Source organism: Desulfosarcina sp., assembly GCF_055467485.1.
The window spans coordinates 96,967-118,998 of the sequence record NZ_JBUOIV010000002.1 but is presented as its reverse complement, the minus strand read 5'-3'; the positions used below and the strand labels follow the sequence as shown (position 1 = coordinate 118,998).

21 protein-coding genes are annotated in these 22,032 nt (G+C 56.4%); 12 read left to right on the top strand and 9 right to left on the bottom strand.

What is annotated here, in order from left to right:
* Positions 1–10 precede the first annotated feature (10 nt).
* From ACZCED_RS01675 to ACZCED_RS01645, 7 genes are all read left to right on the top strand, one after another.
* Entirely contained in the window at positions 11–1,681 is a 1,671-nt protein-coding gene (locus tag ACZCED_RS01675; protein WP_462969537.1) for a fatty acid CoA ligase family protein, read from the top strand.
* A gap of 11 nt (positions 1,682–1,692) precedes the next feature.
* Positions 1,693–2,721, top strand: coding sequence for an NAD-dependent epimerase/dehydratase family protein (locus tag ACZCED_RS01670; RefSeq protein ID WP_464860074.1), 1,029 nt, complete (start codon positions 1,693–1,695; stop codon positions 2,719–2,721).
* 79 nt (positions 2,722–2,800) lie between these two features.
* Positions 2,801–3,301 carry a PocR ligand-binding domain-containing protein gene (locus ACZCED_RS01665; RefSeq protein ID WP_464860073.1) on the top strand — a complete coding sequence of 167 codons (501 nt, stop codon included), beginning with the start codon at positions 2,801–2,803 and terminating at the stop codon, positions 3,299–3,301.
* 67 nt (positions 3,302–3,368) lie between these two features.
* Positions 3,369–3,674 carry a hypothetical protein gene (locus tag ACZCED_RS01660; protein WP_462969540.1) on the top strand — a complete coding sequence of 102 codons (306 nt, stop codon included), beginning with the start codon at positions 3,369–3,371 and terminating at the stop codon, positions 3,672–3,674.
* Between the two features lie 891 nt (positions 3,675–4,565).
* Positions 4,566–5,819, top strand: a complete 1,254-nt coding sequence (locus ACZCED_RS01655; protein ID WP_464860072.1) for a hemolysin family protein — start codon at positions 4,566–4,568, stop codon at positions 5,817–5,819.
* Between the two features lie 110 nt (positions 5,820–5,929).
* Positions 5,930–6,634 carry a transglutaminase-like domain-containing protein gene (locus tag ACZCED_RS01650; protein ID WP_464860071.1) on the top strand — a complete coding sequence of 235 codons (705 nt, stop codon included), beginning with the start codon at positions 5,930–5,932 and terminating at the stop codon, positions 6,632–6,634.
* 398 nt (positions 6,635–7,032) lie between these two features.
* Positions 7,033–7,386: a hypothetical protein gene (locus ACZCED_RS01645; protein WP_464860070.1), complete on the top strand. Its 354-nt coding sequence runs from the start codon at positions 7,033–7,035 to the stop codon at positions 7,384–7,386.
* 592 nt (positions 7,387–7,978) lie between these two features.
* On the opposite strand, the gene ACZCED_RS01640 is transcribed toward ACZCED_RS01645, so the two are convergent.
* From ACZCED_RS01640 to ACZCED_RS01620, 5 genes are all read right to left on the bottom strand, one after another.
* The gene (locus tag ACZCED_RS01640; protein WP_462969544.1) at positions 7,979–8,488 is read right to left on the bottom strand and encodes a hypothetical protein; all 510 of its coding nucleotides are present in this window, start codon (positions 8,486–8,488) and stop codon (positions 7,979–7,981) included.
* Between the two features lie 120 nt (positions 8,489–8,608).
* Positions 8,609–9,469, bottom strand: a complete 861-nt coding sequence (speE, locus tag ACZCED_RS01635) for a polyamine aminopropyltransferase (protein ID WP_462969545.1) — start codon at positions 9,467–9,469, stop codon at positions 8,609–8,611.
* 104 nt (positions 9,470–9,573) lie between these two features.
* Entirely contained in the window at positions 9,574–10,365 is a 792-nt protein-coding gene (gene nadE / locus ACZCED_RS01630; protein ID WP_464860069.1) for an NAD(+) synthase, read from the bottom strand.
* Between the two features lie 183 nt (positions 10,366–10,548).
* Positions 10,549–11,856 (bottom strand): CBS domain-containing protein, encoded by a 1,308-nt coding sequence (locus ACZCED_RS01625; protein ID WP_462969547.1) that lies wholly within the window; start codon positions 11,854–11,856, stop codon positions 10,549–10,551.
* 111 nt (positions 11,857–11,967) lie between these two features.
* Positions 11,968–12,798, bottom strand: a complete 831-nt coding sequence (locus ACZCED_RS01620; protein WP_464860068.1) for a hypothetical protein — start codon at positions 12,796–12,798, stop codon at positions 11,968–11,970.
* A gap of 269 nt (positions 12,799–13,067) precedes the next feature.
* On the opposite strand from ACZCED_RS01620, the gene ACZCED_RS01615 reads away from it, so the two are divergent.
* Positions 13,068–13,622, top strand: coding sequence for a glycine cleavage system transcriptional repressor (locus tag ACZCED_RS01615; RefSeq protein WP_462969549.1), 555 nt, complete (start codon positions 13,068–13,070; stop codon positions 13,620–13,622).
* A 21-nt stretch (positions 13,623–13,643) separates the two neighbouring features.
* Complete coding sequence (locus ACZCED_RS01610) at positions 13,644–15,017, top strand: DUF711 family protein (RefSeq protein WP_464860067.1); 1,374 nt, start codon at positions 13,644–13,646, stop codon at positions 15,015–15,017.
* 66 nt (positions 15,018–15,083) lie between these two features.
* On the opposite strand, the gene ACZCED_RS01605 is transcribed toward ACZCED_RS01610, so the two are convergent.
* Both ACZCED_RS01605 and ACZCED_RS01600 read right to left on the bottom strand, forming a co-directional pair.
* Positions 15,084–16,136 carry an ABC transporter permease gene (locus ACZCED_RS01605; protein ID WP_462969551.1) on the bottom strand — a complete coding sequence of 351 codons (1,053 nt, stop codon included), beginning with the start codon at positions 16,134–16,136 and terminating at the stop codon, positions 15,084–15,086.
* Between the two features lie 12 nt (positions 16,137–16,148).
* Entirely contained in the window at positions 16,149–17,033 is an 885-nt protein-coding gene (locus ACZCED_RS01600) for an ABC transporter ATP-binding protein (RefSeq protein WP_464860066.1), read from the bottom strand.
* Between the two features lie 219 nt (positions 17,034–17,252).
* Here ACZCED_RS01600 and ACZCED_RS01595 point away from each other — a divergent pair, with 219 nt between their 5' ends.
* Genes ACZCED_RS01595 through ACZCED_RS01585 form a run of 3 tightly spaced genes read left to right on the top strand, consistent with a single transcriptional unit; the run spans position 17,253 to position 19,814 of the window.
* A complete protein-coding gene (locus ACZCED_RS01595) occupies positions 17,253–18,251 on the top strand; it encodes a potassium channel family protein (RefSeq protein ID WP_462969553.1) in 999 nt (332 codons plus the stop codon).
* Positions 18,252–18,259: 8 nt separating this feature from the next.
* Positions 18,260–19,198 carry a radical SAM protein gene (locus tag ACZCED_RS01590; protein WP_462969554.1) on the top strand — a complete coding sequence of 313 codons (939 nt, stop codon included), beginning with the start codon at positions 18,260–18,262 and terminating at the stop codon, positions 19,196–19,198.
* A gap of 28 nt (positions 19,199–19,226) precedes the next feature.
* The gene (locus tag ACZCED_RS01585) at positions 19,227–19,814 is read left to right on the top strand and encodes a peptidylprolyl isomerase (RefSeq protein WP_462969555.1); all 588 of its coding nucleotides are present in this window, start codon (positions 19,227–19,229) and stop codon (positions 19,812–19,814) included.
* A 419-nt stretch (positions 19,815–20,233) separates the two neighbouring features.
* Here the strand turns inward: ACZCED_RS01585 and ACZCED_RS01580 are convergent, their stop codons facing one another.
* Together ACZCED_RS01580 and ACZCED_RS01575 are read right to left on the bottom strand one after the other, a co-directional pair.
* Positions 20,234–21,637, bottom strand: a complete 1,404-nt coding sequence (locus tag ACZCED_RS01580; RefSeq protein WP_464860065.1) for a DEAD/DEAH box helicase — start codon at positions 21,635–21,637, stop codon at positions 20,234–20,236.
* Between the two features lie 200 nt (positions 21,638–21,837).
* Complete coding sequence (locus ACZCED_RS01575) at positions 21,838–22,020, bottom strand: hypothetical protein (RefSeq protein WP_462969557.1); 183 nt, start codon at positions 22,018–22,020, stop codon at positions 21,838–21,840.
* Between the last annotated feature and the right edge of the window lie 12 nt (positions 22,021–22,032).

Below are 22,032 nucleotides of genomic sequence, written 5' to 3'. Positions count from 1 at the left end.
CCGATCGCTTATGGAAAAATCACCCGACGCACCTGTTTGTACCACGGTCAACGTGGCCACTTACCTGCGCACCATGGCTCGCATCCAACCCTACAAACGGGCGGTGGTCTGCCCTTGCCGCAGGGACGGGCAAGGCCGGGTGGCATACACCCACCTTACCTTCCGCCAACTGGACATCGAATCGGATTGCCTGGCATGGGGCCTTGAAGATAAAGGGGTCAGCCGAGGCGTGCGCACCATTCTCATGGTCAGACCGAGCCTGGACTTTTTCGCCCTGGTCTTCGCCCTGTTCAAGGTCGGGGCCGTGCCCGTCATGGTGGACCCGGGTATGGGCATCTCCCGCATGCTGAACTGCCTGAAGGAAAGCCGGGCCCAGGCCCTGATCGGCATTCCCCCGGCCCATGTCCTGCGCACCCTGGCCCCCGGGTATTTCAAAAGCGTCCATACTTTCATTACCGTGGGCAGTCGCTGGTTCTGGGGCGGACTCACCCTGGACCAGGTGCGCAGCCGGCAGTGGGAACCATTTAAAATGGCCGATACACGGGCCGATGAAATCGCGGCCATTTTATTTACCACCGGCAGCACCGGTCCGGCCAAGGGTGTTTTTTACTCACACGGGGTCTTCGATGCCCAAGTGCGCGCCATTCGCGACCAGTTCGGCATCACTCCGAAGGAAATCGACCTTCCCACCTTCCCGCTTTTCGCCCTGTTCGACCCGGCATTGGGAATGACGGCCATTATCCCGGACATGGACCCCACCAAGCCGGCCCGGGTCAACCCGGAGCGAATCATCGAAGCGATCGTCAACCATGGCGTTACCAACATGTTCGCCTCCCCGGCCCTGCTCAATCGCGTCGGCCGCTACGGTAATGAAAAAGGAATCAAACTGCCCACCTTGAAGCGGGTGATCTCCGCGGGCGCACCGGCCGCGCCGGCCGATATCGAACGGTTTTGCGCCATGCTCGTCGAGGGCGCCCAGATCCATACCGGATATGGGGCCACGGAGGCCATGCCGGTCAGCGCTTTCGGCAGCGACGAGATCCTGGCCGAAACCCGCAAACTCAGCGAGCAGGGCTACGGCATGTGCGTCGGGAAACCCGTTGCCGGCATCGACGTCAGGATCATCCGCATCTCGGACGCGCCGATTGCCCAGTGGACGGACGATCTGCTGTTACCGGACGGAGAAATCGGCGAAATCAGCGTGCGCGGCGATCAGGTGACCCGCGGCTATTACGAGCGGCCCCGGGACGACGCACTGGCCAAGATCGTCGACGGCGGCACCTTCTGGCACCGCATGGGCGACCTGGGATGGATTGATAAAAAAGGCCGTATCTGGTTCTGCGGCCGCAAAAACCATCGGGTAACCACTTCGGCAAAAACCATGTTCACGATTCCATGCGAGGCCATATTCAACAACCATCCCCGCGTGTTTCGCAGCGCACTGGTCGGTGTGGGCCCCCAGGGACGGCAGCGGCCGGTGGTCTGTATCGAGCTGGAGCCCGGAGACGATGGCAAGAATAAAAAAGGCTTGGAAAAAGAACTCCTGGCCTTGGCCAAGGCCAGCCCGATCACTGAGGACATCGAAACGATCCTGTTTCACCGGGCTTTCCCCGTTGATATCCGCCACAATTCAAAGATTTTCAGAGAACAGTTGGCCGCCTGGGCGGAAAAGAAACAGTAACCGGATTCATTATGGAAACCAAGCACGCATCGGCTGTCAGCACCCCAAAAAACATTCTGGTTACCGGTGGCGGAGGATTTTTAGGCAAAGCCATCGTGCGGCAGCTGCTGGCCAAAGGCCATCGGGTGGTCAGCTTTTCGCGGGGCACCTACCCGGATCTGGACACCCTCGATGTCCGTCAGTTGCCCGGCGACATCGCCGACGCCGACGCCGTCAACAAAGCGGTCAGCGGCAGGGATGCCGTATTCCACGTGGCGTCCAAAACCGGGGTGTGGGGCAAGCTGGCGGACTATCACCGGCCCAATGTGATCGGCACCCGCAATGTCATCACGGCCTGCCGATCCGGCCGGGTTCCCATGCTGATATACACCAGCAGCCCCAGCGTGGTGTTTGACGGCGGCAACATGCAAGGGGTGGATGAATCGGTCCCCTATCCGTCCCATTATCATGCACCCTACCCGCAGACCAAAGCCATGGCCGAACAGGCCGTTATGGCCGCCGCTGACGATGTGCTTAAAACCGTAGCCCTGCGTCCGCATCTGATATGGGGCCCGCAGGACAACCACCTCGTTCCGCGCATCATCGCCCGGGCCGCTACGCTTCGCCGGGTGGGTGACGGAAGCAACCGCGTGGACACGATTTACGTCGACAACGCTGCCCGCGCCCATGTGCTGGCCATGCAGGCGCTGGAGCAAAACCCTGCCGTTTCGGGCAGGGTCTATTTCATCAGCGATGACCATCCCATCGGTTTGTGGGAGATGGTCGACCGGATCCTGGTCGCCGGTGGCAAGCCCCCGCTGACCAAAACCCTGTCACCACGGGCGGCCTACTGCATCGGTGCGCTGATGGAGTGGGCCTACCGAACCTTCGGCATTTCCGCTGAACCACGGATGACGCGCTTCGTTGCCCGGGAGTTGGCTACGTCCCACTGGTTCGACATTTCCGCGGCCAAACGGGACCTAGGGTACACGGCCGAGATTTCCATCGAGGAAGGCATGAAGCGACTCAGGGCCTGGCTTACCGAAAGCGCTTCCCTATGACCTAACAAAAATGGTAAAGGAAGAAACTGCACGTCTAAATTGGAGCCTTACCGTTACCAGTGAATCAAGGAGTATAACCGTGGAACTGACCGACCTGTTGCCCCTGGAAAAATGGACCCAGATCGAGAACGAAATCCATGAACACTCGGGATTGGAATCGAATGTGTTCAATACCGACGGCATCCGCATCACCGACAATAAAGTGTGGGTCAATCGTCTCTGTCCGGCAATCAAGGCCACGGACAAGGGCCAGTCGTTTATTTTTGCCGTGGCGCACATGAACCAGGCCAACCAGGCCAAGGTTGAGAAGCGGCCGGTGATCGAGGAGTGCGACGCCGGGTTGATGAAGATCGTGGTACCGATTTTTGTCGACGGCAATTACATCGGCGCCGTGGGTGCCTGTGGCCTGCTGCCCGCAGGCGGCGAGGTGGATTCATTCCTGGTGAATAAAATGACGGATATCGAAGAAGCCAACATCGAGGCGTTGTGCGAGGATCTTGCCGTGATCGAAAAAAATTCGGCCGAGGAGGTGGCCCAGTTCATCTGGGAAAAGATCGAGGCAATCGTTGCAGAAGCGTGATTCCGCTAACCCTCGATGACCCGCCCCACGGAAAACGGCATCAGGTTTCAGGAGGCAAGCTGACACCATGACATCGAATCTGATCGGTTTTCTCCTCATCGTCGCCATCCTGACGGCATCACCGTCAATTGCCGGGTCCGGTTCTGGCCAGAAAGCAGACAACCCCTCTTCCTGGAGCCTCTTCTGGCAAGGCGTGGCTGACGACTGGAAAAAAATCGGCAAGGACGCAAAGGAGTCCGGGACCAAAGCGGGCCGGACCGTCAAAAAAGAAGTTCAAAACGTGCCCGATAATTTTCGCAAAGGCTTTGAAGAAGCCAAAGAAGACTTTAAAAAAGGCACCGGTTCGACGGGAGAGCCCCGTACTGATAACTGAAAAAGGTGCTACCCTGCCGGCCGTGATGCTTCCCTCATACTATGGCGGTCGATATCCACAATCCTGCACATAGCACAATCCATGGTCCCACCTCGATAATCCATTTCGGCATATCTTCCCGACTCAATAACCGGAATACCGGAACCATGATTAGTGAGAAACCAGCGGCCATCCACGAACATGACCATCGTTTTAACGCAATCTTGTACTGACTTCGGCGATGCTTCTGAGTGAAGGCCGCCAGTGTTGGGGACGCCCGGGCAACGGGACAATTTTCCGGATTTACCTATTGAATACTCCCCGCGGCAAGCCGCGGGGAATGCGCTGGCTATCGCGGTTCAACGCCGACTGAGTTGGCCTGTTGGTTTTGGAATCATAAAAAATGGAATGATATTATGGTTTTCTTGACAATCGGAGCCGATGCCAATTAGATTGCTCGCAGCATCCGCCATGGCGATGAAAATTCCACAGGATCGTTGAGCCCGCATGTCAACAAAATGAAACGCAACAACATCCCTATGTGTGAACCGAAGCCGACCAAGAAGCGCCTTGGCAGTGAACACCTCGGAATTGAAAGAAAAAAATGAATTTTTCTAACGAATACGATTTTCGCTGCAAAATCCCAACGAATGGATTACTTTGCCAGGAGCACCAGTAAAGCTTAACTGATAGGTGGAGCCGCCACCCTATCCGAAAAAACGGCGGCGTTTAGGTTTGGTAATGTCCGGTGTTGCATCAGGTCTGCTAAACCGGACAATGAAACCCATGCCAGCAACGAATGGATGTTCGCCGTCCACTGTTGAACCCATTTGCCGCTACATCGGACTGACCGTCGCATTGTGGACGCTTTTTCACCCCTGACCGGGAGGTGTTCTGATTAGGATATTGCAATTGTCACCCAAACGAGTCTGCAGGCCGGTCATATCGATGATCGTGCTGTGTTCAGCCGATGCTGTTTTTGCCGCCGGTCTGGCCAGCGGGGCAGCGGCGACGACGGCCGGTCACACAAACACCGATCTAATCCTGCTGGTGTCGTACATCCTGCTGGCCTTGGTCTTCTCCTTTCTCTGCAGTGTAGCCGAAGCGGTCCTGTTGAGCATAACACCTGCTTACATCGCCGGCCTAAAAAGCAGAAACCCGAAACGCGCGGCCCTGTTGAAACAGTTGAAGCAGGAAAAGGTGGACCAGTCCCTGGCCGCCATCTTGACCTTGAATACCATCGCCCATACCGTGGGGGCGATCGGCTCGGGTTCCAAGGCGACAGTGGTGTTCGGCAGCGCCTGGTTCGGGCTGTTTTCCGCCGTAATGACTTTGATGATCCTGTTCCTTTCCGAAATCATCCCTAAAACCATCGGCGCCGTGTACTGGCGATCATTGGCCGGAATCACGGCTCAATTTGTCCGGGGATTGATTTGGGCGCTTTATCCGCTGATCTGGTTTTCGGAAACACTGACCCGCCTGATCGCACGCGGAAAAACCACCAGCATATTCAGCCGGGAGGAATTCATCGCCATGGCCGGCATCGGTGAACGCGCCGGGATGATCGACCCGCACGAATCACGGATCATCCGCAATCTGTTTCGTTTCGGTTCCTTGACAGCCAGCGACATCATGACGCCGCGGACCGTGATCACGGGCCTGGCGGAGAGCCTGTCCGTCAACGACGCCCTGAATGCCGAGGCATCGACTGCCTTCTCGCGCCTGCCGATCTTCCAAACCGACCTGGATCACATCACCGGTTTCGTTCTACGGGACGACTTGCTGATTTCCAAGGCCCACGATGGCGGAGGCAGTAAAATCGAAACCCTGAAGCGGGCAATCAAAACGGTTCCCGGCAATCTGTCGCTGACGAACCTGCTCGAATTTTTGCTCGACGAACGCCAGCAAATCGCCGTGGTGATCGATGAATACGGTGGGACCAAAGGGCTGGTGACAATCGAGGATATCATCGAGACCCTGCTCGGCATGGAGATCGTCGACGAGATGGACACAGTCGAAGACATGCAGGCCATGGCTCGGCGTCAATGGGCCAAGCGGGCCAGGGCGATGGGGCTGGCAGCCAATGTCAGCGAAAAACTGCCGGCCGCTGCGAATTCCAACGAAATCAGCCATCCGAAAGCCACGCCGGACAGATCCGACGCCTGATCCGTCCTTGCACGGCACCATGTGCCGAAACCGGACACCGCCGGTGGCAAGCGAAGCCGCCATGGCATTTGACCCTAAACCAGACTGACCGCCAAGCGGATGGATGCGCCATGCCCCCTTGTTCTCAAGAAACGCTTCGCCCCACACCGGTCATCGACAGTGCCCATGCCCGCGTGACGGCCTTCGCACGCACACAGGTGGACGGTGCGGCAACTGCCAGAGACCAGGCAGTCAGCCTCTACTATGCCGTTCGTGACGGGATCCGCTACGATCCCTATGCAATCGACCTGTCGGTGGAAGGCATGCGGGCCAGCACGACCCTGGCGTCCGGTCGCGGCTGGTGTGTACCCAAGGCAGTGCTGCTGGCCGCTTGCTGCCGGGCTGTGGGAATTCCCGCACGGCTCGGTTTTGCTGACGTACGCAACCACCTGTCCACCGAACGTTTGCGAAACCTGATGAAAACGGACATCTTTTTCTGGCACGGGTACACGTCCATTTTTATCGACGGGCAATGGGTCAAGGCCACGCCGGCATTCAATTTCGAGCTGTGCGAGCGGTTTCATTTGATGCCCCTTGATTTTGACGGTGCCGCCGACGCCATTTACCACCCCTTTGACCGATTGGGAAATGCGCACATGGAGTACGTGCGTTACCGGGGGGAATTTTCGGACATTCCCCTGAATCGAATCCGCGACAGCCTGATTCGACACTACGGCCCGCTTTTGACACCACCGGCTATTGATTTCGATGAAGACGTAAACAAGGAGAGGGCCGTGGTCAGAGGCGCACCCCACCACCTTCCCTCCAACCGGTGAGGGCTGCATGGCGATCCTGCGCGTCAGGGCCAACCCGACAGGGTATGACGCCATGGGGTAATTAACGAGGCCCTGTTCCGGATATCCGGTAATATCACCATGAGATCCCGGTCAGCGACACCGTCGCAGGATTGTGGGACGTCGATGACGAAATGCGCAAACTGAAACGGGCGGACATCATCATCTATCACGTCCCCCCGAGCGGGTTCGCCCTGCCGCACCTGTTGAAAAATACGTCGACGAGGTCCTAGTGTACGGCAAGACCTGCCGCATTGCCCTGGTGTATATGGAGACGGCCGCCGCAAGGCATCGGGTCCTTTGGCCAGTCACCGGCAGGATTGGCCGGCATGGCTCGCGACAGGTCCGGCCGTTGGAACTGACCCCTGCAGAGGTTGAAAATGGATATTGCACCCGTCAAACCGATGATCTCATTCGGTGATTTCCAAAAAATGGATGTCCGGGTAGACACCATCGCCTGTGTCGAGGAGATCCGGGGAACCGACAAACTGCTGCGGCTGACCGTCAATTTCGGCGACCACACTCGCAGGATTCTGGCAGGCGTCAAACAGGAGCGTTCCGGTACGGCCGAAATTCAGGGACGGCAGGCCTTGTTCGTGATTAACCTTGAACTCCGAACGATGATGGGCGAAATGTACGACGGCATGCTCTTCGGCATCGGTTATTCAGACGGCATCACCCCGGTACTCGCCGTACCTGACAGCCATGTGCCCGACGGCTTCCGCACGGGTTGATCCGATCGATCGACAACGTCGACATGCCAAGGCTGAAAGCAAGCCAAGGTAAGGCCTTCATCCGATCAACCGGCCCCCGGCGCCACCGGCAGTTAAACCACCGTGCAGGCCATGTGCTGCAGAAAACATCGATGTCACTTGGCGGTTGGTACTGATGGCAAGAATCGATACCATATCTGGTATAGTTGATTGGCACAGGATTCTATATTTGGTATTTTATCGATCCGAATCCACAAACAGTCAAGCCTGTTGACGATAGGAAGTTGATCGGTGCTGTAATGAGGTCTTGGACACTTTCCGCTCAGACGCGAGTCAACCCTCTGGGTCGGCAGCGGTATCGGAAGTACAGCGTTTCGAAAGGGGTCCTAAAGAATGCGCGCCACCCCGACGTTACAAGCAATCGGTAATGCGCCCACGATCGCGAATCAATAGCTTGACTACCACTTATTGTATTTATTGATTATAGCCCATACCACATATGGTATAGGTGTGCTTCATTACACGAAATCGGCAGCCCTCCGTCTGCATACCGTTCGAAACAAACGATCGCCACGCAGACGGACCGTTCAGGGGGCGCTGTTGCGCCTGACTCTCAAACACTCTCCATATCGAACTCTTCGAACCCATACCAGAAACCCGTGTTGCTCAGATGATCCAGTTCGAATTGAACCGCTTCGATGTGGTTGTCCTCGATTTCCAGAAATCGCGCAAACATGGCCCGGTGGTCGGATGCTACCTGGTCGACCATTTCTTTGTAGAAACGGCTGGTCTCAATTTCCATCTCCAGCGCTCGTGAGAGCATCTGCTGCTTCAACCCGCGGGCGTCTTCGCTCAATTTCGATTGAAGGGCGGCAGCCGTTTTTCTGATGGCCGTTTTGTCGGGAATCATCGACGCCAGCACGTCGGCACTGATCTTGCCATGCTTCTGCCATTCGCCGAGCCGGCTTTCCAGGTAATCCACATGGCGCTGTTCATCGTCTGCCAGGGTCTGAAATATTTTTTTTCCGGCAGGTTCATCGGTGCGGGCCACCGCCTCGATGTACAAATCCCTGATGCGGCTCTCAAATTCCAATGCTGATTTAATGGCTGCTTCCAGTTTCATGGATTCCTCCTTTAGTGATAAGTGACAACGAATCGGCAGGCGTCTATCCAATAATAGGGGCGACGGCCCTGAAAAACAATGCTTGCATCGAAACGGCGGCCATCTGCTACCAACGCCTGATCATGGGGAGGTTTTGCCAATGGCGTCGAGGATATATTGTGGCAGGGCAAATGCGTTGCGATGAATCTCGGGGGTGTAGTAGCGGGTGGTCATGCCGGTTTGGGAAAACCGACGCTGTAATGTCGTTGCTTCCTGTTGCCTCAGTTCCGGGTTGTCGCTGGCCCACCCGAAAGCCATGATGCCCCCGGCGTAGGTGGGAACGGCCGCGGTAAAAAAATGCCAGTCCCGGAACAAGGCGTTAAAATGCCTGGCCGAAGAGCGCACCTCATCCAACTGCAAAAAGGCCACTCCGTTCTGGGTAACCAGCACACCGCCGGGGGCCAGGCTGGCTTTACAGGCGGCATAGTACGGTCTGCTGAAAAGCATCTCGGCCGGCCCGTCGGGGTCCGTGCTGTCGGTCAGGATCAGATCGAAGCGTTCATGGGTCGTTTGCAGAAAATGCAGGCCGTCGTCGAGCACGATGGTGGCCCTGGGATCATCGAAGGCACCCATGGAGTGGTTCGGCAGATATTGCCTGCACAGGTCGATGACCGACGGGTCGATTTCGACCAGGATCGCCTGTTGGATGGTGCGGTGGCGCAGCACCTCCCTGAGAGTGGCACCGTCGCCGCCGCCGAGGATCAGCACCCGCCTGACACTGCCGTGCGCCAGGACAGGCACATGCACCATCATCTCGTGATAGATGAATTCGTCCGCTTCCGTGGTCTGGATGACGCCGTCCAGGGCCAGGACGCGGCCAAATGCCCGGTTTTTGAAAATCAGCAGGTGTTGATGGTCCGTGCGAACGTCGTAAAGCCTTTCATCAATGGTCAATACATGATCGTAACCGTTGCACACTCGCTCCCGGTATTTTTCGGTCATCGGTTGCGCCTCTCATCGGGCCATCGTTTCCCACGGTTGATTCTGCGGATCACCTGCCACGTGTAGCACCTGCCGGGTGCCCGCGCTGCGCTCGATAGCTTGGCTCAATCTTTGGTTTGCTTGAAACGGGTGGGGATGGTGCATACGGGAATCGGCACCATCTTGTGCCGATTGATCCGGTTGAATCTCCTGAAGATGCCCAGCACCTCCCGCTGTCTTGAATCAAGAGAAGTTTCGTCACCATTGCCGGCTTCAAAGGCCATGGCCCATTCCAGTTCATCGTAGGTGGCCCCGATCTGGCTCTCGTCGGAACGGTTGTCGCTCCACAGCCCGTCCGTGGGCGGCGCCTGGATAATGTCGTCGACGATGCCCATCGCTTCCGCCAGTATATAGACTTCCGATTTCATCAGGTCGGCAATGGGCGACAGGTCCACCCCCCCATCACCGTATTTGGTATAGAAGCCCACGCCGAAATCCTCCACCTTGTTGCCTGTGCCTGCCACCAGCAGGCGGTGGTGGGTGGAAAAGCCATAAAGGGTAAGCATGCGCAGCCGGCTGCGGGTGTTGGCCATGCTCAAGTCGTCCTGGATGGCTTCGGGAAGGGCCCTCTTCAGGGATTCGAACACCGGGGTCAGATCCACGCGGACACCTTCCACGGTCGGGTAACGCGCCGTAAGCCACTGAACATGCGTGGCGGCCCGGCTCACCTGATCCGCTGCCTGGCATATCGGCATGTTCAGCACCTTGACCGGATAGCCGGTCATGGCGCACAAGGTTGAGGTTACCGCCGAATCAATGCCTCCGGACACGCCCACCACAAAGCCTTTCATGCCGGATTCGTCGAGATACGCGGTGAGCCATTTGACGATATGATCGATGACAGCGGGGGTATGCATATGCGGATCCCTTCGTTGAGTCATCAGGCGACGGCCTTTCTGGCCCATTGCCGCAGGTAAAAAAACAGCCAATCCTTATACGGGGAGACACAGGGGCGTCAAGCCATTATTGCCCCCGCTTGCCCGTTCTAATCGGATGGAATGACGGGGATTTTCTCCTGGCTGATTTGGGTTGGCCCCAGGTCAATCCGGCAGCAGGTCGTAAAAATACATCATCACATCCGAACGGGTAATGATTCCGATGATCCGGCCGTCTTCTACCACGGGGAGCCGGCCGATATCGTGGCGAACCATGGTCCGGGCCGCCTGGATGGGGCTTTTTCCCGGTTGGATACTGATCGCCCGGTTGCTCATGAAGGCTTTGACCGGTGCCTGAAGCTGGTCTTCCTTGCGGATCTTCTTGAAATCCCGCCGTGATATGATGCCCACCAGCATACCATCGTCCACCACCGGCACGCCGGTGCAGCCCTGCTGGCGAAGAACCTTGGCCACTTCGGCCATGGGTGTGTCCGGGGGAACGGAGAAGACGGGAAAGGACATCAGATCGCTGATTTGAACCGATGACTGCTGGTTGCCTTTGATCAGATCGACGATCATCTGCTCGGCGATCTCGAGATTGACGCCTTTCAGCATGGCACTTCCGGCACCGGGATGACCGCCGCCGCCCATGCTTTTCATGAGGCTGCCCACGTCAAGCCCTTCGTTGTCGCTCCGGCCGATGACCATGCATTTTTGCCGGCCGTTTTTTTCTTCGCTCACGAACAGGCCGAAAGCGGCATCTACGTTAACGATGTCACGGTACATGCCTACCACCAAGGCCAGGTTGCCCACGTGTCCGTCAATGTGAATCCGGCTGATGCTTACTGAATACCCATTTAATTTCAAGCGGTTGTCATTTTTCAGCATTTCGGCGAGTACATCCCGCTGTTTTTCGCCGTATGCGGGACGCAGGAATTTCGAGACCAGGGCGAGGTCCGCCTTGCGATCCAGCAGCCAACCGGCGGCATAGGCGTCTTCAGCCGTGCAGGAGGAAAAAGACAGGTTGCCGGTGTCTTCATAAAGGCCTGCCAGGAAAAGGGTGGCCTGGATGGGCGTAACCAGTTTTCGCATGGATTTGAGCTGGCGCACCAACAAGGTGATGGTTGCACCGACGCTTTCCCGGCATTTCCATGTCGCATCGATATCCCCCCCGGTGTGGTGATCCCACACCAGCACCTCGAGGCCGCCCCGCTTGTTAAGCTTGGCAATGGGACCCAACCGGGACCAGTCTGCCGTGTCGACAACGATCAGGCGGGTCACCTTGCCGGTCTCGATGCTCCAGCGGTCCACATAGTTGAAGAGGTCCTTGTGGATGGACATGAAGGCGCGTACATTGGGATTCATGGTTTTGGGAATGGCGGCAACCGCCTCGGGATAGATCAATGTGGCGGCCACCAGTGAAGCGAATGCATCAAAGTCTGCATTCTTATGGGTAGTGATGATCTGCGTCATGAATCCGAAGATGCAATCTGTTTTTTGTATCAACGCAACCGGCTGTTGTCCGATCAGCCGACACCGTACTCTGTCTCCCCCCCGGATGATCGCCTCGACAGGATGGGTTCGTCAATCTTTGTCGGCGGACGAAGACGGTTTGTTGGCGGAACGACGCCACTTTGGGGAAATACGGGGTGCGTTATCCGCAGAGGGGGCGTCCAACTGCAGCGGCAAAGCGTGTTGGGATTTATACTCCAGCGCCAGTCGGTGCTTTTCAATTTCCGCATGGCTCTCGATGCTCTTTTTAGCCAGCAGATAACGAAGATAGATGATCCAGACGCCAATGGCCGCCGCCGCCGCCCCAACGGCGATGAACACCCACTTGAATCGGATGATGGCGTCGATGCCGGTCCGCCCGATATAGGTGATCATATTGGGGATGATCCAATAGGAGATCACGCCGACAAAGATTAAAAACCCGATGATGAAAATATTCATCCGGCTGATGCGGACCAGGATTGACTCCAGACGGGATTCATACCCCGGTTGGCAGGCGGTCGTGGATTCATCCCCTTGCAGTTCGTTGCCGTGGAAAATAGCCACGTAAGCCTTCACCACGAAGCCGAAGAGCAGCATGGCGCCGACGGGAATACCGACTGCCGCCACGAACCAGGCCCTGAACGGAAAAGGGTGATCCCTGGTTTCAAGGCGCACCTGATAGTTCTCGAAGGGACCGAATGTCTTTTCGAAATAGTACTTGTTGAATTCGCTCAGGTTCTTGCCGCTGGTCTCATGGATGACGTTGCCGTTGGTGTCGATGACCTGCAGCCACGATTTACGACCGGATTTCATAGCCGCCAGGGCGAAGATCTCCAGTTCCAGCAGAAACAGCCCGACAACGATGATGATGAAAAGGGTTTTGTTTTCCTGGATTAAATTACTGATGTGCGTCGTTTTCACAGCGGGTTACCCGGCAACCCCTTCACGGGCACCGCAAGGTGCGGCGGATGGTTGCGTTCCAGTTTCTCCGATGGTTGACTTTCTATGCTCAACCCATGCTACGGGAGCTCAAATTGAACGGACAAGTTACCACAGCGGTGCTTCGGTGCACAATCCTTTTTCATTGCCGCTTGATGGTGGTGTTCATTCCCCGTGTATTGACAGCCACCCCCAATTGTTCCATAAGGAGGCTTCATTGCCACCCGTCACCTTCCTTTGGAGCCCGCTTCATGAAGAAAATGATCGTTTCCGTACTGGGCAAAGACCGGCCCGGCATTATCGCCGCCGTCACCCATATTCTGTTCGAACAGGACTGCAATATCGAAAACGTCAGCCAGACCATCCTGCAAAACGAGTTCTCCGGCATTTTTATTGTCGGCGTCCCCAAGGCGCTGTCCGAAGGCGACCTGCACCGGCACCTGGAGGCCGGGCTTGCCCCCATGGGGCTGCACGTTTATGAAAAACGCCTATCCACGGACAATGGATCTCAGGCGGTCGTGGACAGCGAACCCTTCGTGGTGGTTACCAAGGGACCGGATCGTAAAGGGCTTGTGGCGGCCATCACTGCCATCATGGCCGCCCACCGGGTCAATGTGACCAACTTGCAGGCGATCTTCAAAGGCGGAGACGACCCCAATGCCAACATCATGATCTATGAGGTCGACATCCCCAGCGATGCCAACCACCAGGCCCTTCGACGGGATCTACGTGAAAAGGCCCTGGCGTTGTCCCTGGACATATCCATCCAGCATAAATTGATTTTCGAAGCGATCAATCGCGTTTAGGCGCGTATAAGGACTGTTGCCATGTTCAGTGAACGAGAAATCCTCTCCGTCGTTGAGATGCTTAAAAATGAAAACCTGGATGTTCGTACCGTCACCCTGGGCCTGAACCTGCTGGATTGCGCCAGCGACGATATCGGTCGGTTCACGGACAACATTTATGCCCGCATCACCGGTGCAGCCAAAAATCTGGTGAAGATATGCGATGAAGTCGGGGACAAATACGGAATCCCGGTGGTAAACAAGCGTATTTCGGTAAGCCCGATTGCTGTGGCCGGCGCCCCCTTCAATTCCCGGCAGATGCTGAGCGTGGCCACTGCGCTGAACGAAGCGGCCGGTGACGCCCGTGTGGATTTTATCGGCGGATTTTCCGCGCTGGTGGAAAAGGGCATCGCCAGGGGCGACCGGGCGCTGATCGAGGCCATCCCCGAGGCATTGACCGGCACTCAGCGGGTATGCGCGTCTGTCAATGTAGCCTCCACCCGGGCGGGCATCAATATTGATGCCGTATTGCTCATGGGCAGAACCATCAAAGAGGCGGCCCGGCTCACCGCTGATCGCGATGGGTTGGCCTGCGCCAAACTGTGCGTGTTTGCCAACATCCCCCAGGATATCCCGTTCATGGCCGGCGCCTATTTAGGCGTGGGTGAAGCCGATGCCGTGATCAACGTGGGTGTCAGCGGGCCCGGCGTGGTCAAAAAAGCCATCGACCGTGCAACGACATCCACCCCGGATCTCAACCTGGGTCAGATCAGCGAAATCATCAAGCACACCGCATACAAGGTCACCCGCATCGGCGAACTGATCGGCCGCGAAGTGGCCCAGCGACTGGGCATCAAATTCGGCGTGGTAGACCTCTCTCTGGCGCCCACCCCCAACGTGGGCGACAGCGTGGGAGAGATTTTCCAGAGCCTGGGACTGGCCAGCATCGGCGTGCCTGGCAGCACGGTGGCGCTTGCCCTGTTAAACGACGCGGTGAAAAAGGGCGGCGCCTTTGCCAGTTCAAAAGTCGGGGGCTTGAGCGGCGCTTTCATACCGGTGAGCGAGGACCTGAACATCTCCCAGGCGGCCGCCCAGGGGCACCTGTCCATCGAAAAACTCGAAGCCATGACCTGCGTGTGCAGTGTGGGTCTGGACATGGTGGCCATACCCGGTGACACCAGCCAAGAGACCCTGGCGGCGATCATGGCCGACGAAATGGCCATCGGTGTGATCAACAAGAAAACCACCGCCACCCGCCTGATACCCGTTCCCGGCAAAAAGGCCGGGGACCACGCCTTTTTCGGCGGCCTTCTGGGCGAATCCATCATCATGCCGGTGAACAACGCCACCGGTGAAAACCGCTTCCTGCGGCGAGGCGGACTGATTCCGTCCCCCATCCACAGTTTGGTGAATTAAGGAATTCGAGGATTGAGGAATTAAGTGTTTAACAATTCCAGCATTCCCCGTCCCCCAATTCGGTTTTCATTTATTCCATGAAAAAAGAGCCGCTCCGGCCAGGAGAAAGGCCAGGCTCATGGCGCACAGGATAGTTATCTCCGGCATCACCGCAAAGAACCCCTCGCCCTCGTTCATCACCAGCCGGGCCGCTTTCAACAGGTGGGTCAATGGAAAAATCTTCGCCGATGCCTGGAGCCATGCCGGTGCCCCCTCGATAGAAAACCACACTTCGGACAAAAACATCATCGGCCAGGATATGAAATTGAGCAGGCCGTTGGTGAACTCTTCGCTGGTCCCACGTGAAGCGATGACCAGGCCCAGCGATGTCATGCAGGTACTGCCAGCCAGAAACACCACGAAAAGGTTAGCCAGACTGCCGTAAACCCTGAAGCCGAGAATCCAATCGCATCCCACCCAGACAATAACCAGCGTGAACATGAGCAGAAAAATCCGGGACAGCAACTGAGCGGCAAGATACTCAAAGGCGGTCAGTGGCGTCGCCTTCAGCCGCTTGAGCACGCCGTTTTTGCGATAGCGAACCACCACCCAGCCGACGCCATATAATGCGCTGAACATCATGTTCATACCCAGCACACCGGGGAAAAGCCAGTCGATATATCGAATCTGTACCCCCTGAATGTCCTTTTTCTCGAATCGTTCTTCTGAATCCGGCGGCACCAGGGCCCCTTTCAGAAGCCTTTCGACAATCGCACCGGAAGGGGACGAATCGCTGACCCAGTAACGGACCGGTTGGGTCCCCGTCTCGATCAACAGGTCTATTTTATGGCGCTTGAGTTTGTCCATCCCCTGGGCTTGGGATTCGAAGCCCACCAGGGAGACGGCTTTGAATTGGGTGAACGAATCGGGAATCAGATCAATCGACTGGTTAAGGGATGCACCCGGGAAGACCGGGAAAAGGCCTACCTTGAACTGCGATTGATAGTCGCCTTTGAAGATGACGCCAAATCCGAGGATGATCAGGAAAGGAAAAAGGAAGTTCCATCCGAACGCTGCGCGGTCTCTGAAAAATTCACGATTTCTGGCTTGAAAAATAGCCCACAGTCGCTTGAATCGCATGTATCCTCCCGATCATTCCCGCAGGCTTCGCCCGGTCAGTTTCAGGAAAACATCCTCCAGTGAGGGCGTCTGCACGTTCACGCCACGCATATCCACCCCCATTGACAACAGCGTTGAGACAGCCGCATTGACGTTTTCCGTTCGAATCTGTATCCGGTCTCCCCGCTGGTTGGCGATCCCCTGCAAGTCTTCCGCCGTTTCGGGAAACTGGTCTTTTGGCACCGACAGGGTTGCCCGGCGGCAGTGGGTTTCAATCAACTCCATGGGCGCACCGCGTGCAATGACCTTGCCTTTGTCCATGATGGCGACGTCGTCACACAGTTTCTCCGCCTCTTCCATGTAATGCGTGGTGAGCACGATGGTGCGCCCCTGGGACTTAACCGTTTTGATGATGTCCCACAAATTCCGCCGGGCCTGGGGATCCAGACCGGTGGAGGGTTCGTCGAGAAACACCAGTTCGGGACGGTTCAACAAGGCAAGGGCAAGCAACAACCGCTGTTTCTGCCCACCGGAAATTTTATCGTTCAACTGCGCCCTCACCTCCTCGAGGTGGCATAGGTGAATCAAGTGGTCGATGGACTCCGTGTGGTCATACAACCGGCTGAAGGTTTCCAGGGTTTCGGCCACGGTCAAAAACGATAGCAGGGCGGTCTGTTGAAACATGATCCCCACCTCCTGCCGGAACTGCGCCGACCTGCTCGCGCCTTTGTAGAGGATCGTCCCGCCAGTGGGGTCGATAATGTCCTCGATGATCTCGATAAGGGTGGTCTTTCCGGCGCCATTGGGTCCCAAAAGGCCGAAACAGATACCCTGACCGATGGTCATGCTCACCCCGTCGACGGCTCTGAGGCGCCGGTAATGTTTGTGGATGTCAATGAGTTCCAGGAGCGATTTCATTGGGGCTGTCGTTTGCATGGGAGAATTGGACATGTCATTGAAAGTTGAAATATCTTATTAAATAAAAAGGGGTTGCATCCGATTGACAGTTGACAGGCAACAGTGGTTTTCTTATAGTCGCAAGAACTGCGCAAATCAAGCCGGATCGAAAAATAGCCACCGGCCGTGGCAACCCCACTGACGCTCCGATCACCTTGTCGGATAACCAAATGAGCGACCATGCAGCGTAAAAGCCATTTCACCTTCAGCTTGATACTGACCGTGGCGCTTGTCCTCATCGGTACCAGCGGGTACATGATCATCGAGGGATGGACGTTTGATGATGCCATATACATGACCATCATCACCCTGGCTACCGTCGGCTACGGCGAAGTCCACCAGGTCAGCGGCGGCGGCCGGATTTTCACCATTTTCCTCATCGTGGCAGGTGTCGGATATTTCATGTATGTGGTCGGTCTGCTGGTACAGTTTTTGGTCGAAGACCGCATACGGGTCATTCTCGGGAGGCGCAAATTGGATAAGCAGATCGCCAAACTGAAAGATCACTATATTATCTGCGGATATGGCAGAATCGGTCGGGTGCTGGCCCGCTATCTGACCGAGCGGTACCTTAATGTGGTCGTTATCGAGAAAAATGAGTCTCGCCAGGCGGCCATGGATGAAGACGGCGTGCTCTATCTGGTGGGCGAAGCCACGGATGAAAGCCTTTTGATCAGAGCCGGCATCAAAGATGCAAAAGGTCTGATCACCGCCGTGGCCACCGATGCGGACAATGTTTTTCTGACGCTGATCGCCAAACAGCTCAATCCCGGCCTGTTCATCGTCGCCCGGGCGATCCAGAACACCGCCAAGCGGACCCTTCAGGCTGCAGGGGCCAACAAGGTCATCTCTCCCTACGACCTTGGCGCCCGGAGAATGGCCCACGCCATCTTGAGGCCGACGGTGATCAAGTTCCTTGAACTGGCTTTCGCCGACGACAGCACCGACATCCAGGTGGAGGAAATCCGGGTGCGCTCCACCTCTCAACTGCTCAATGTGGAACTCAAGGATTCGGGCATCCGCCAGAAACTGGACCTGATTATTCTTACAATCAAAAAGGCCGACGGGACCATGATTTTCAACCCCAAGGCCGACACCCGCATCGAAACCGACGACACGCTGGTCGTTGTCGGCCGAGCTAAAAGTGTCACCCAACTGGAACAGATGATGCGCAACTAAAGGAATCCATGGCGACCCCTGCCCCCGCATATCTGAAAGCCCTTGAAACCGGAATCCTGCAACGTCGCGCAAACCAGGGGCTTGACGCGTTGACCGACTGCACCCTTTGCCCGCGCAGCTGCAGTGTGAACCGGACGACCGGTGAAACCGGCATCTGTCAAACCGGTCGCCGGGCCGTAGTGGCATCCTACAATGCCCATTTTGGAGAAGAGGCTCCCCTGGTGGGATCCAACGGATCGGGGACGATCTTTTTTTCGCATTGCAGCCTGCGGTGCACGTTCTGTCAGAATTACGAGATCAGTCACCTGGGAGAAGGCCGCACCGTGTCGGACGAACGCTTGGCGGCAATCATGCTGGAACTTCAGCACGCCGGGTGTCACAACATCAATCTGGTCACCCCAAGCCATGTGGTGCCCCAGATTCTCGCTGCCGTTCACCTGGCTGCCCAACGAGGACTGGTCGTGCCGCTGGTGTATAACTGCAGCGGATACGATCGCTTGGAGACCCTGCAATTGCTGGACGGCATCGTGGACATCTTCATGCCGGACTTCAAATTCTGGCATCCCGACGTGGCCCGGGACACCTGCAATGCTCCCGATTATCCTGAAACGGCCAAGCAGGCGCTTATCGAAATGCACCGCCAGGTCGGCGACTTGGCCATCGACAAAACCAGCGGACTGGCCTACAAAGGTCTTTTGGTACGTCATCTGGTGCTGCCCGGTGGCTTGGCCGGAACGGCAAAGATTATGGAGTTTCTGGCCGACTCACTGTCCCGGAACACCTATGTCAATGTCATGTCCCAATATCGCCCCTGCGGCCGGGCCCGAGAGATACCGGCACTGGCAGTCGCCCTCTCCCCGGCTGAATATGATCAGGCTGTCCGCGAGGCGAAGGCTGCAGGCATCACCCGCCTGGACAAACCCCGACGGGTGTTCCAATTGTGGTAGCAGGCAAACCGATTCGATAGAGGTTGAAATGAAAAAATGCATAGTGACAATGATTCTGGTCTTTTTGGTGGGCGCGTCGCCGTCCATTGCCGCCGATCCCCTGCCCCGGGTGAAACTGTCCACCACCCAGGGGGATATCGTGGTGGAGTTGGACAGCGCCGCCGCGCCGAAAACCGTGGATAACTTTCTGACCTACGTCAAAGACGGTTTTTACGATGGCGTCATTTTTCACCGGGTGATCAAAGGCTTCATGATTCAGGGCGGCGGATTTGACGGACAAATGAAGCGCAGGACGCCGAGGCCACCGGTTTTCAACGAAGCCGACAACGGTCTGTCCAATCTTACCGGCACCATCGCCATGGCCCGGACGCCGGATCCCCATTCAGCCAGCGCCCAGTTCTTCATCAATGTCAAGGACAACCTTTTTCTGGATCACCGGGAAAAAACATCACAAGGCTGGGGATATTGCGTATTCGGCAAGGTGGTGCAAGGAATGGAAGTGGTGCGGGCGATCGAAAGCGTGCCCACCACGTCCCGGTCGGGAATGGGGGACGTGCCCATAACGCCTGTGGTCATCGTGCAGGCGACGGTGGTTGCGACCCAACAGGTAAAATAAAGGCATCGGCAGATTAACTGTAACCCATCTCGGTCGGGCCAATTATTTTCTTCCGCGCCCCCTTATGCTTGACAACGGATGAGGTCTATTTTAGCCTTAAAGCACGCCACATTCTTTTGTGCGGATCTTTCTCTCTGACGCCGGCACAACTCAGCAGTTTTCTAAGACAAACCGGTTTCACCGCATGTGCATGTCAATCCAATCAGGATGCGGCGCATCGATCATGGCAAACAGGCGTGGGATAGCGGAAGGTTTTACCGAACACCAAGCTCCCCTTTTCCCTGCGCGGGAACCGGTTTCGCCCACAGTGCGGCCCGGTGAACAGCTGCGGGAATCTTTCCTCCTTTTTCGGGGACGCGGAGGAAACGCTTTTCCATCATTGCTGTGGAATCCGACGGTTTCTGCATCCCGCGCTTGTTTCAACCATTCTGGAAAATCTCCCCTGATCCGCCGCCATAGACCCGTTGCCGGGCCTTGGCCGCCGCAACCAGCGGTGCCACCCGTTCGTCCACGTAATCATAAACCCGCGCCCTGGATTTTCCCTGGGCCGGCCTCAGGATCCGCCCAAGGTACTGCAACACCCGTCCACTGAACCGGATCGGGGTGGCCATGAACAAGGTGGACAGGTCCGGGCAGTCAAAGCCTTCGCCAACCAACTGACCGGTTGCGATCAGCACCTTGACCTGGCCGTTCCTGAGACGCTCCAGCACGGCCTTGCGCACGTCATCGCTCAGGTCGCCGGTGAGCAGGTCCGAATGAACGCCTAACTTGTAGTGAAGGATACCCTGAAGCGTTTCACAATGCTTTTTGCGGTCGGACAGCACCAGGCAGACACCCTTGCCAGCCTGGATCTCTTTGGCCACATCCATAGCGATCAGCCGGTTGCGGTCATCGTCGGCGGTCAGTTCCGAGAGCATGCGGGAGTATTCGTTGACCGGGTCGAAATAGGGTTCGAATGCTGTGGTCCGAACCACCACGTCTGCTTTCAGGATATGGCCTCTTTCCTCGAGATGGACCTTGTCCACCTCGTGGTGGACATCCCCCAGATGCCAGAATATGAGCTTGGACAGCTTGTCCCGCCGCCACGGAGTGGCGGAAAGGCCCAGCATGAAGCGGCAATCGAAGGCGGTGACGGCCTCGGTGAAGGTTCGGCTGGGTGCCCGGTGGCACTCGTCCACGACGAGATGGCCCGTGTGGGGAACGATTTGATCCTTACATCGGTAGAGGGTTTGAACGAGCGCCACGGTAATCTGTTCACCGATTCTATTTTTGCCAGCGCCGATCAGTCCCACTTGATCGGAAGGAATGCCCAGAAACTGTTCGATGCGCTGGATCCACTGAAAAGCAAGATCCTTGGTGTGCACCACCACCACGGTCGGCTGACGTCGTTGGGCGATCAAAAAGAGCCCAACAACGGTTTTTCCACTGCCCGTGGGGGCACTCAATGTACCGAAATCCTTTTTTATCATTTCTGCCGCTGCAGCGGATTGGAAGGCTTTGAGTGAACCGTTGAAAGAAAAGTTTACATCCGGCAACAACCGGCGCCGATCATCGATACAATAGGAAAGATTCTCTCGCTTCAACAGGAGAATCAGTTGACGGGCATATCCACGCGGGATGATGATCCCGTTTTTACCGGAACGTCGGTAAAAGCGAAGTATTTTTTTGGTTCCCCGGTTCCAGCGCCCCATGCGTTCGTTCTCCAGCCATTTGGGGTTGAGCATTTGGAACCGATCCACCAGCGTTTCAAGGAGCTTGGCAGGCAGATGATTGATCTTGAGGGAATCAGCGATGGTGATTTTCAATTCACCATTTTCAATCATTAAAGCACACAAAGCAGCCTCGCACGGTATGGTTGTCTGTCAAAAACAAGGAATGTAGACCGCAATCAAGGCCTGCGAAACCATTTTATTGCCGTCGCTCTGATATAGGTGCATTCGGGGTACCTATGCGTGACATATTGTGGGCATTTGATGCAACTACCATCGATCGGATATAAAAACCGTTTCTGGATGGGCGCCTGTCAATGAAAGAAGCGAAGGTAGACGGGGATCATGAAGGTAATCATGATCAAAATACCCGGAATCGTCAGGTACGGGGCATACCAGGGTTTCCCGGCGGATTTGGCTTTTCTGACTTCCGAAAGAAACCAGTTGCCCAGGAAAAATGCAGCGACCAGAATCGGAATTGCTTTTAGGATGGACATAGCCGGAAACAA